This window comes from Prolinoborus fasciculus (genome assembly GCF_056724605.1).
The window spans coordinates 35,553-47,001 of the sequence record NZ_JBWZQN010000006.1 but is presented as its reverse complement, the minus strand read 5'-3'; the positions used below and the strand labels follow the sequence as shown (position 1 = coordinate 47,001).

12 protein-coding genes are annotated in these 11,449 nt (G+C 42.8%); 5 read left to right on the top strand and 7 right to left on the bottom strand.

Features of this window, described 5'->3' with window-relative positions; genetic code table 11:
- Positions 1-60: 60 nt before the first annotated feature.
- Both AC1P5O_RS02380 and groL read left to right on the top strand, forming a co-directional pair.
- Complete coding sequence (locus tag AC1P5O_RS02380; protein WP_004646315.1) at positions 61-351, top strand: co-chaperone GroES; 291 nt, start codon at positions 61-63, stop codon at positions 349-351.
- A 69-nt stretch (positions 352-420) separates the two neighbouring features.
- Positions 421-2,055, top strand: coding sequence for a chaperonin GroEL (groL, locus tag AC1P5O_RS02375; protein ID WP_004279474.1), 1,635 nt, complete (start codon positions 421-423; stop codon positions 2,053-2,055).
- Positions 2,056-2,121: 66 nt separating this feature from the next.
- On the opposite strand, the gene AC1P5O_RS02370 is transcribed toward groL, so the two are convergent.
- Positions 2,122-2,616 carry a copper resistance protein NlpE gene (locus AC1P5O_RS02370; RefSeq protein WP_348941954.1) on the bottom strand — a complete coding sequence of 165 codons (495 nt, stop codon included), beginning with the start codon at positions 2,614-2,616 and terminating at the stop codon, positions 2,122-2,124.
- A gap of 227 nt (positions 2,617-2,843) precedes the next feature.
- On the opposite strand from AC1P5O_RS02370, the gene AC1P5O_RS02365 reads away from it, so the two are divergent.
- Positions 2,844-3,998: a LuxR C-terminal-related transcriptional regulator gene (locus tag AC1P5O_RS02365; protein WP_348941955.1), complete on the top strand. Its 1,155-nt coding sequence runs from the start codon at positions 2,844-2,846 to the stop codon at positions 3,996-3,998.
- Positions 3,999-4,036: 38 nt separating this feature from the next.
- Here AC1P5O_RS02365 and AC1P5O_RS02360 read toward each other — a convergent pair whose 3' ends face one another.
- Complete coding sequence (locus tag AC1P5O_RS02360) at positions 4,037-5,203, bottom strand: hypothetical protein (protein ID WP_348941957.1); 1,167 nt, start codon at positions 5,201-5,203, stop codon at positions 4,037-4,039.
- Positions 5,204-5,529: 326 nt separating this feature from the next.
- Between AC1P5O_RS02360 and AC1P5O_RS02355 the strand changes: the two genes are divergently transcribed.
- Positions 5,530-6,114, top strand: a complete 585-nt coding sequence (locus AC1P5O_RS02355) for a 1-acyl-sn-glycerol-3-phosphate acyltransferase (RefSeq protein WP_499005573.1) — start codon at positions 5,530-5,532, stop codon at positions 6,112-6,114.
- Positions 6,115-6,184: 70 nt separating this feature from the next.
- Here AC1P5O_RS02355 and AC1P5O_RS02350 read toward each other — a convergent pair whose 3' ends face one another.
- The 3 genes from AC1P5O_RS02350 to AC1P5O_RS02340 form a co-directional block, all read right to left on the bottom strand.
- Positions 6,185-6,511, bottom strand: coding sequence for a hypothetical protein (locus AC1P5O_RS02350; RefSeq protein WP_071850601.1), 327 nt, complete (start codon positions 6,509-6,511; stop codon positions 6,185-6,187).
- A gap of 134 nt (positions 6,512-6,645) precedes the next feature.
- Positions 6,646-7,407, bottom strand: coding sequence for a 3-oxoacyl-ACP reductase (locus AC1P5O_RS02345; RefSeq protein ID WP_348941958.1), 762 nt, complete (start codon positions 7,405-7,407; stop codon positions 6,646-6,648).
- Between the two features lie 98 nt (positions 7,408-7,505).
- Entirely contained in the window at positions 7,506-8,240 is a 735-nt protein-coding gene (locus AC1P5O_RS02340) for a sulfite exporter TauE/SafE family protein (protein WP_004730222.1), read from the bottom strand.
- Positions 8,241-8,486: 246 nt separating this feature from the next.
- Between AC1P5O_RS02340 and AC1P5O_RS02335 the strand changes: the two genes are divergently transcribed.
- Positions 8,487-8,699, top strand: coding sequence for a hypothetical protein (locus tag AC1P5O_RS02335; RefSeq protein ID WP_004646324.1), 213 nt, complete (start codon positions 8,487-8,489; stop codon positions 8,697-8,699).
- Between the two features lie 87 nt (positions 8,700-8,786).
- On the opposite strand, the gene rsmD is transcribed toward AC1P5O_RS02335, so the two are convergent.
- Both rsmD and mrdA read right to left on the bottom strand, forming a co-directional pair.
- Entirely contained in the window at positions 8,787-9,344 is a 558-nt protein-coding gene (rsmD, locus tag AC1P5O_RS02330; RefSeq protein WP_004279484.1) for a 16S rRNA (guanine(966)-N(2))-methyltransferase RsmD, read from the bottom strand.
- Between the two features lie 2 nt (positions 9,345-9,346).
- Positions 9,347-11,398 carry a penicillin-binding protein 2 gene (gene mrdA / locus AC1P5O_RS02325; RefSeq protein WP_005262321.1) on the bottom strand — a complete coding sequence of 684 codons (2,052 nt, stop codon included), beginning with the start codon at positions 11,396-11,398 and terminating at the stop codon, positions 9,347-9,349.
- Between the last annotated feature and the right edge of the window lie 51 nt (positions 11,399-11,449).

Sequence of the window (11,449 nt, the reverse complement as noted above, 5' to 3'; positions counted from 1 at the left end):
CATGGAATAATTAAGTCGTCATCAGTGACCTAAAAAAGACTTAGTCTGATGGAGTTATTTATGAGCAACATTCGTCCATTACATGACCGCGTTGTTATTCGTCGTGTTGAAGAAGAAACTAAAACAGCTGGGGGCATTTTACTTCCAGGTTCGGCTGCTGAAAAACCTGCTCAAGGTGAAATCATTGCAGTTGGTAATGGTCAAATCACTGACAATGGCGTACGCGCGTTAGACGTAAAAGTTGGCGACAAAGTATTGTTCGGTACTTATGCAGGCACTACTGTAAAAGTAAACGGCGAAGAGCTTTTAATCATGAAAGAATCTGACATTTTAGCGGTATTAGAAGCTTAATCTGCGCTAAAAAGTTTTATTCGTTCCAAATCAGATTTTGTAAAGATACAACAATATTCGGAGTCAAATATGTCAGCTAAAGACGTAAAATTTGGTGATTCAGCTCGTTCAAAAATGATTGCTGGTGTAAACACCCTTGCAGATGCTGTAAAAGTTACGCTTGGTCCTAAAGGCCGTAACGTTGTCATCGACCGTTCTTTTGGTGCACCGCACATCACTAAAGATGGTGTCACTGTTGCCAAAGAAATTACGCTGAAAGACAAGTTCGAGAACATGGGTGCTCAACTGGTTCGTGAAGTTTCTTCAAAAACCAATGACATCGCAGGTGATGGTACAACGACTGCAACTGTATTGGCACAAGCAATTTTGAATGAAGGCATCAAGTCAGTAACAGCGGGTATGAACCCAATGGACTTGAAACGCGGTATCGATATTGCGGTACGTTCTGTTGTTGAGAATATCAAGGCAACTGCAAAACCAGCATCAGACTCTAAAGCGATTGAGCAAGTAGGTTCGATTTCTGCTAACTCTGACACGACTGTAGGTCAGCTGATTGCGCAAGCAATGGAAAAAGTGGGCAAAGAAGGCGTAATCACGGTTGAAGAAGGTTCAGGCTTCGAAGATTCGCTTGACGTAGTTGAAGGTATGCAGTTTGACCGCGGTTATATTTCTCCGTACTTCGCGAACAAGCAAGATACTTTAACAGCTGAACTTGAAAATCCATTCATTCTTCTTGTTGATAAAAAAATCAGCAATATTCGTGAGTTGATTACAGTACTTGAAGCTGTTGCTAAAACTGGCAAACCGCTTTTAATCATTTCTGAAGATGTTGAAGGCGAAGCGCTTGCGACACTTGTTGTCAACAACATGCGCGGTATTATCAAAGTATGTGCGGTGAAAGCACCTGGTTTTGGTGATCGTCGTAAAGCTATGCTTCAAGACATCGCGATCTTGACTGGCGGTACTGTGATTTCTGAAGAAATCGGCATGCAGCTGGATCAAACGACGCTTGATCACTTGGGTACAGCACATAAAGTAACTGTATCTAAAGAAAATACTGTAATTGTAGATGGTGCTGGTAATGCTGGCCAAATCGCTGACCGTGTACAGCAAATCCGTGCACAGATCGAAGAATCTACTTCAGAATATGACAAAGAAAAACTTCAAGAGCGTGTAGCGAAACTTGCTGGCGGTGTTGCTGTCATCAAAATCGGTGCTGCAACTGAAGTTGCAATGAAAGAGAAAAAAGACCGTGTAGATGACGCGCTTCATGCGACTCGCGCTGCGGTTGAAGAAGGTGTCGTTGCGGGTGGTGGTGTTGCACTAGTACGTGCTGCATCTGCACTTGAAGGCGTAACAGGCGCGAATGATGACCAAAACGTAGGTATCAACATTCTTCGTCGTGCGATTGAAGCACCGCTTCGTCAAATCGTATCTAACGCAGGTGATGAGCCTTCTGTAGTGATCAACGCTGTGAAGAATGGCGAAGGTAACTTCGGTTATAACGCTGCAACTGGCGAATATGGCGATATGCTGGAAATGGGTATTCTTGACCCTGCTAAAGTAACGCGTTCTGCACTTGAGCACGCCGCTTCTGTTGCTGGCTTGATGCTGACCACTGAATGCATGATCACTGAAATCCCAGAAGACAAACCTGCAATGCCTGATATGGGTGGCATGGGTGGTATGGGCGGCATGATGTAATTCATCATCCGAGCATTTCATAAAAAATCCCCGCAATAGCGGGGATTTTTTTATGCGTTTACAAAATTATGATGCGGACTTTTTAACTAATTTATAATTTAAATTACTGTCGATTTTTTTACCTGATTTCATCTCGCGTGCTTCAACAAAATTTTCACCAACAAAGAATTTACGGTTTTCAGCTTTGTTATCTAATGTGATGATTGAAGGATCTTGAGGGTCAAAACTGAAACTACCTTTAGTTTCCGTCTCATTATTTCCAGCTTTACCTAAATATTCCTCATTTAGCTCATAGGTTTTATCCGGATTGAGATCTAACTCGACCTTAATCCCTTCACAGTCAGCACAAGGAAAAACACCTTCGTATTCACCTGCCCAATCTAGCGAAGTTTCTGCACTATCAGCATGATTCACACTGGTATCCGCGTTATTTTGCTCCATCATGGCTGGGCTGGATTGAGTATTATTACTCATCGGCTCATTATCATTGGGCTTTGAACAGGCAGTTAAAGCTCCTGCAATAACGACTGCTATCGCAGCAATAAGCGTTAATTTTTTCATTGTTTTGATCCTATTAAATTATTTGTTATGAATTACATTAAAAGTAGTCAGTACAGATAAATAGGGCAATCTTGTTAAAGTTTGATTCATTAGGTGAATCAGGCCAGAGTTATTGATAAGTGAGCAGGATTTAAGAATTTTTAGCCAAGTTTAAAGTCACTTTATGCTGTTTCGTTAAGTCATTCTGAACGCTATGATTAGAAAATAATGATAATGGGGAGGGGATAATGAAATTAGAACAAGAAAATAATCTGATTGCAAAAATTTATGATGCTGCTGTATTGCCATCGTTGTGGCTGGACGTGATCAAAGATATCGTGAGCTATACTAAAAGTAAGAGTGCAATTTTTACCGGTCTGGATCAGCTTAATCCAGGCTATGATTTTGTCTATACGCACAATATCCCGAATGAAAGTCTGGCCGCTTATCAAGATGAGCGTATCAGAGTGATTGATATGAAACTGCATATGCCCTTATGGAATGCGATCGAGATGGGCGATGCTTTAAGTCATAACTGTCAGCACTATGCAGAACAGCCGGGTACGGATCACTATGTGTTCTATGAGAAGTGTTTAAAGCCTGGCGGTGTATCTTATCTGGCGGGAGTATTGCTGGATCGGGGGAATTATCGTTGGGCGGTACTGGGTATTCATCGTGCACCTGAAGTACAGCCTTTTGAACAGCCTGAGCTGGATTTTCTAAGACGTATCAGTATTCATTTACGCCGGGCTTTGCAAATTCACCGGCAAATCAACTTGATTCAGCAAGATAATTTAAGCTTGTATACCGTATTGGATAGTTTAAAAACCGGAATTGTACTGCTTGATCAAAACCTGTGTTTAAGTTATTCCAATCCCATTGCGCAAAAGATGCTTGATCAAAGTTCATGTCTGGATCTGGATATACATAACCGTCTAAAAACCAATTATAGTCAGCAGATACGTTTTGATCAGCTTCTGGAAAGTGCTTTGCTGGAAGATACGACCATTCAAACTGAAGTGGGTGGAGTCCTGGCGTTGAGTGATGGGGCAGGCTCGCAATTCATGCTGACGGTAGTGCCCTTTAAGAAATTAAGAAATATGCAACATTTACAGTCTGCTCAGCATCAGATTGCATTATTTATGACGGATAAAAACCAGCATTATTCCCTGTCAAGAACTTACCTACAACAGTGTTACCAGCTTTCCAAACGAGAGTTTGATTTATGTGAGTTGTTAATTAATGGTTATAAAATAGAAGATATTGCAGAACAGTGTGGCATTACGCTGAGTTCGGTACGGACGTATTTTAAAAATATTTATGAAAAAACCCAATGTTGTTCGCAAATCGAACTGATGCATTTATTGATGGGTTGTACCATTCAATTTGAACATATTGATTAAACCGGCCTGAATTTCATATTCAAGCCGGTTTATATGGGTTATTTAACACGTTGTAAAGTTACAGGATCTTCACCTTGCGGATGTAAGATAAGATTGTTGTTAGATATATTGATGCTTGCAATTGTCTTGCTGCCATTTGAACTATCTTGTAATCCACCACACTCGTTGGTATCGAATAATACCTCGGTTGTGGTGAGAGTATTTGCTGACAATGTATATTTGCCATATTCAATTCCTGGCCAACCACAGTCATCTCCACCTTCAGTGTCTAGGAAGAAATAATAGTTATTATCAAAGAAAGCAAATAGGTGCGTTTCATTGAGTCGCCACGTGCCGACGAGACTATTAGACTGCTTAACTCGATTTAAACGGTATTCAGCATTAACGCCTGGTTCAGTAAGAATTAATTGAGTTCCATTAAAGTTTAAAGAATAAGCTTTATTCTCGGCAGGATGTGAAAGTCCCCATTCACCATTGGTGTCATGCAGGATTTCCGGTTCAATCACGGTTGTTGTTGCATTCCATTTTAAGCGGCCCATTTCAATGCCTGCTTGACCACTCTCATCTTTGGCTTCTGCTTCACCTAGTGCATAGCGTCCATCTTCCAGAATGTGAATCAACACAGCAGTGTTATCGGTACGGTTAATCTCCCACGTACCGGCAATATCTTTGTAGAAGGTCGCTTGAAAGTTTTCTGAAGCTTTTTCTGGTGTTATCAACTGATCTGGTGTGATGGCTGTTTCGGTGACAACTTCATTTACGAAGTCGGTGGTACTTTGGTTAAAATTAAGCTTTACAGCAGTGAAGGCTGTTTTAGTGCCATCACTAATCTGAATGCCATCGCTATGATCACCTTCTCCATCTAAGGATTGTAAAAAAACCATAAGGTTGATACGCGCATTTTCACTTTCGACTAAATCTAAAGGGGTAACACGTTCTTTGGCTTCAATTTCATCACCGAGTTGTACACCCCCAATAAAGAATTTTACTTTTTCATCATCATTAAATTTAAATTCTCCTTTTTTGTTGGTAACTCCTGTTGCACCACTACTGGTGATATAGGTCACCCCTGAAATGATTCCGTCCGTCAGTACGCCGGTTTGAGTGCCAACATTGTTTGCTGGAGGTGTACTTGAGTTATCATCCGAACCGCCGCAGGCACTAAGTAACCCCGCTAAAGCAATACAAAGTAAAGTCTTTTTCATTAGAATCTTCCTGAAATTTATAATGTGGATTCAGTATAAAAAGACCCTCGTTTTTGCCATATCCCAAAATTAGGAGGTCAAGAGCTTTTTAATGCATGGATCCTTTAAATTAGAAAGAAATTTCTATTGATATTGGGAAGCAATCTGAACTATCCGTAAATTGATGTATGAGATAAGTTCAAGGTGGAAAAAATAATCAACTATTCATTTAAAAATTCCAATTATACAAATATAGATTAATTGTTTATTTATTGCTCATAGAGCACTATCTATATTTGCCTAGGTTGCTAAAATTCGCACAATTTTGAATAGAATTGGTGCGTGACGTGTTTGAGAAGTTAGCAGAACAAAGCCTGAACCTGATGGGTTGGGAAATTGATAACCATTGGCCCCTAGATTTAGACCAATGTGTCATGATTGCTGCTCCTCATACCAGTAATTGGGATGCACTGTATGCGCGACTGGCCTTAAAAGCATTGGGCGTAAATGTTCGCTTAACCATTAAAGACAGTTACATGAAATTGCCATTTGGGCCTTTTGTGCGTGCTATGGGCGGTATCGGGATTGATCGCCGTCCTAAACAGCCGGGTGAGCCTCGTCCGAGCATGGTTCAGCTGATGACGGAATTATTCAAGACCCATCCTAAACTGGTGATGTTGGTGACGCCAGAAGCAACGCGTGCCAAACAGGAACAGTGGAAGACAGGTTTTTATCATGTAGCGATTAATGCAGGTGTGCCGATTGCATTGGCCTATATGGACTATGCCAAGAAGAAAACTGGCGTAGGTAAAATCGTTTATCCGACAGGGGATTATGAAAAAGATATGGCAGAAATCATGGCATTTTATGCAGAGATTCAACCAAAATTTCCTGAATGCTTTAGTGTAGATCAGCGCTATTATCAGAATTAAAATTGAGTTGAAAAAAGCAGGAAAATTCTCCTGCTTTTTTATTGCCTAATCATCATGAAGATTGACAGACTTAAGAGGCATGTTCAGAAGTCGGCAAAATTCCACCTAGATTTTGGCAGGCATCTTTATACAGATCATATTGTTGCTCCACCACTTCATGCAGTGGCAGGTCAAACAGCTCTTCACCCTGATGATATTGCTTAATATAAGACTCGACTTTGGATTTGCTGCTATACAACATCTGCTGATAATAGTCGGTCATACTGCTATGTGGCATTTGGGCGGTATCTACCTTGGCACAATGGAAATTTTGCAGTAATTGTTCGGACTTCTTCAAATCGCTGGACATACAACCTGCCAGCAGCAAGGTACTGAGCAATGTCGTGATAAATTTCATGGAAAGTAGACTAAAGGCTTTATGGGAGCGCACTATTGTAGAAGTAAAACCCGGTCACAAAACCTTTTTAATCTACCAAATGGTTAAAAAATAGAACAACAGAATTTGAAAATCCAAGTCCATTCTCTAAACAACTAACCTTTGACCAAACCGCCATCTACAATCAGGTTTTGTCCTGTGACGGCACGTGAATAAGGTGACAAAAACATCAGGATTGCAGCGGCGAATTCTTCGGGTGTGATTACGCGGCGTAAAGGCGTCGATTGAGCAATCAGGTCAAAGACAAAGTCAGGTGTGGCCTTACTGGCATCGGTCGTTTGTAACAGACCTCCAGAGAGCATATTCACATTAATGCCATATTGTCCCAAGTCTTGCGCCGTGGTACGGGTAAAGGCCAATAATGCTGCTTTGGCGGCGGTATAATCATGATAAGGAACCACCGGATTTTGTACGAGGTTTGTCCCAATATTCACGATCCGGCCGAACCCTGCTTGTTTCATGTCATATAGAGCGGCTTGCGTGGTATTTAAGGCAGCCTGTACTGCACCGCTAAATTGCCGTTGCAACATGTCCCAAGTCAGCGTTTCTACTTTTGGGCGTCCATCACCATTAAATTCAAATTGAATGAGTGCGTTATTGATTACAGCATGAATCGCTTCCCCGAAATGGGTTTTAGCCGCAGCAAATAAAGCGCGGACCTGATCAGCTTGGGTCACATCTGCCTGGTAAATAAATACCTGTTCAGGATATTGCTGGGCCAGCTGCTCGGCTTGCTGCTGACTGCTATGATAGTTCACGACCACACGCGCATCCTCAGCCAGTAAAGCCTGAGTAATGGCTAAACCCAAACCACGTGCACCGCCAGTAACAAGAACGATCTGATCACGAATCTGCATAATGATGATCTATATTTACAAAGATTGGCCTTAACATAGCAGTTATTTCAACGGATTCAAGCTTTAGCGGGGAAGACAGACTCGGCTTGATCTTGTGTTTAAATGAATTGGGACGCTAATAGAAAACAGCCTGCACTAAAGAGTAAACTTAAGATCATGCGTTTGAACAGTAATTCCGAAATTTTATAAAATAGTTTTGCGCCTAAAATTGCCGGAATACTCACAAAAACAATCAGCAAGGCCATATAGGGTAAATGGCTTTGATTGATCAGGCCTTGCCATACATAAGTACCCAGCGTGAAAAGCTGAATTGCAAAATTAAAGTGCCGTAAAATATAGCGCTGCTGGGTTTTGGGTAATTGTTTTAACATCACCCAGGCCGAAGGAATGGCACCGCAAAAACCGCCCAGTCCTCCTAATATCCCACCAATAAAACCGATGCAGCTATCAGTCAATTTTCCTGAATGCTGAATTGTTTTGAATTGCGGATTGAATAGCATCACCGGACACCACAGTACCAGAAAAAATCCCAAGATCATCTTAAAGGTATCTGCTTGAATGATCTGCAACAGATAAGTACCCAGCGGCACGCCAATCAGACCAGCAATCAGATAAGGCAGCACCAACTGCCTGGATAAAACTAGCTGCTTTTTTTCCTGACTGAGTGAAATCACATGACTCCAGATCGAGGCAAATACCAGCAAGGGCGCGGCCAGTTGCGGAGGCAGCACCCAGACCCAGAAAGACATGGCGATCAGGGCAAAGGCAAAGCCGGTCAGCCCCTGGACAAAACCTGCGACCATTGCACCAAGAATAAATAACAGCCAAGTCATAAAGATCAGGTCATAAGCAAAGGCAGCAGTATTCTCAAGATTTAAACAAAAGCCAAGCTTCCATTTAGCTGGATTTATGCAAATGAAAGTTCAAATTCTCATAAAAGCATGAATGCTAATTAAGTAAAAAGAGGTTTACGGCCATGCATAAAACATGCATAAATCTCTACAAGAGTGCAACAATGGCTCCGTTCACTCTCCATGAACTCGCCTGATACTGACAGAGTGCAGTAAGAGGTGATGGACATGATGAAAAAAGTGATATTACTTTCTGTATTGGCTGTGTCATTAACCGGTTGTGTGGTTGATCCTTGGGATGATGATTATCGTGGCAACAGAGATCGTAATGGACATTATGATCGAGACCACAGAAATCATGACTGGAAAAATAAGGACCATAAAGATCATCGGGATTGGAAACGTGACCGAGATAACCGCGACTGGCGCCGTGATCGTTAATCACAGTCTTTAAATTTGACTGACTACAATGACAAAAAGGATTCCACTGAGGAATCCTTTTTTAATGGCTCTTCAAAACAATTTAAATCAAGAAATACTTTTTTGATAAAGCCCCGCACGAACTGTACCGGCTTTGGTATTTTTAATTAAACGCCATGAGGACGGTAATTTAAGTAATTGTAAATCACGATCTGCTTCTACATAAATATAGGCATTGTCCTTGATCAGAGGATCTGCCTTTAGCGCTAGTTCTTCCCATAAATCTAAGCTATATGGCGGATCTAGAAAAACCAGATCAAACTGTGCCTGAAGGGTAGACAAAGCTTGCTGCGCCGTAGCCACTTTTAATTGTGCACGTGCTTTGGTGACTTTTAAAAGTTCCAGATTTTGGGTCAGAAATTGTGCCTGAGTACGATCCGGCTCAATCATCACCACTGATGCAGCACCACGCGATAATGCCTCAAACGCCAATGCCCCAGAACCGGCACAAATATCCAACACCTGGGCATTTTGTACATCCCACATCAGCCAATTAAACAGTGTTTCCCGAACACGGTCAGGCGTCGGGCGCAAACCCTCAATGCTGGCAAAAGGCAGTTGGCGGCGTTTCCAGTCACCACCAATAATTCGAAGCTGGTTTTTCATCTTTAATCTCGCTCTACCGGTGTCGGAGCAGGTGTTGCTGCGGGAGATGCAGCCGTATTTGCAGAAGTCGGAGCAGCATTGTCGGGCTGGTCACTGGCTGGAACGGCACTAGATGCTGCATCCTGACTCAACATGCCTGCACCACTTGGCAATTCAGCTGGCTTGATTCCGGCCGTCATCAGACCACCACTTAATTGGTGGCCTTGTGGGCGTACCGGATTTTTATCTTTATGCAGTAACCAGTAATCAAAAATTGGACGGGCCAGAGCCGTTGCGGCACTACCACCGCGACCATTTTCCAGAATAACTGCAATCGCGATTTCAGGATTTTCAGCAGGTGCAAAACCGACAAACAAGCCATGATCCAGCTGACGGTCAGTCAATAAGGATTCATTATAGCGCTTGCCCTGAGCAATACTTTTTACCTGTGCCGTACCGGTTTTTCCGGCAATAGAATATTGTAAGCCGCTTTTGATGCCTCGGCCTGTACCGGATTGAATTACGTCCACCATCGCATCACGCATTTTGATCCAGTCTTCTTCCTGACCATTAAAATCGATCTTGCCATGCGTGCCATTATGCACCTTGAACGGTTTGGCACCGCGACTTTCGCGCAGAACATGGGGAATGACTTTATTGCCATGGTTGGCGGTAATGGCTGTGGCCATAGCCAGCTGCAATGGCGTTGAAGTAAAAGCACCCTGACCAATACTGACAGAAATGGTTTCACCACGTGACCATTTGGCCTTGCGGGTACGCATTTTCCATTCCGGGTTTGGATACAGTCCTGAGCTTTCACTTGGTAAGTCCACGCCGGTTTTTTCCCCAAAGCCAAACTGACGCATCCAGGTATTCATTTTTTCAATACCCATGCGGTAGGACATGACATAGAAATAAGTATCACAGGAGACGACTTGGGCCTTATGCATATTCACTGCGCCATGCCCGGATTTTTTATGGTCACGGAAACGGTGACTGTCTCCCGGCAGGCTGAAATAACCCGGATCAGAAATAGTGGTATCCCAGTCCACCAAACCATGATGCAGACCACCGAGTGCAAACATTGGTTTAATAGTAGAGCCAGGCGGATAAACCCCTTGCACGGCACGGTTATATAAAGGTTGATCAAGGTTATCACGCAGGAACGAATAATCTTTGGTGCTGATCCCGGTCACAAACAGGTTAGGGTTAAAACTTGGACTGGAGACCAGCGCCAGAATTTCCCCGGTTTTGGGATTCATCGCCACAATCGCGCCACGACGCCCGGCCAGTTGCTCCGAAGCGACTACCTGCAAGCCGTAATCCAGTGACAGGAACAGATCATTACCACGTACCGGATCTTTACGGCCCAAATGACGCAGCACATTACCAAAGGCATCTGCTTCTACCGATTCATTTCCCGGCACACCATGTAAAAGTTCTTCATAGGATTTTTCCACACCGATTTTTCCGATCAGGTTGGTTCCAGCATAGAGATCCTTATCAATTGATTTCAGTTCTTTGTCATTAATCCGACCGACATAACCAATCACATGTGCGAACAGGTCACCATGCGGATAGTAGCGGGTCATCTGGGTTTCAATATTCACGCCCGGAAATTGATATTTCACTTCACTGAAACGGGCAATATCATTTTCATTCAGGTTGAGCTTGATTGAAACCCGTTCGGTTTTACGTGCTGTTTTAATCCGGGTTTGAAAGCGTTCAAGATCTTCTTCGGTCAATTCCAGAATCGGTTTCAGGCGTTCGAGCGTTTGATCGATATCCTGTACGTCAGCACGACTTAAAGTGGCAGTAAATACTGGGTAATTATCGGCCAGCAGAACGCCGTTTCGGTCATAAATATAACCACGCGCTGGAGGTAGGGGTTGCAGACGAATCCGGTTTTCATCAGAAGCTGTAGTAAAACTTTCAAAGTTGAACAGTTGCAAATAGGCATAGCGGCTGACCAGCAGCAGCATGAAGAAAATGACAATACCCATGGAAATCAAGACTCGACTGCGATAGATGCGCTTTTCTTGTTGTGCATTTTTTAAAGGAAAGTGCTGCTTCATACGCGATCGACTTAAGACCTGAGAGTGGTAGAAAAGAATCAAAGTGGAGTA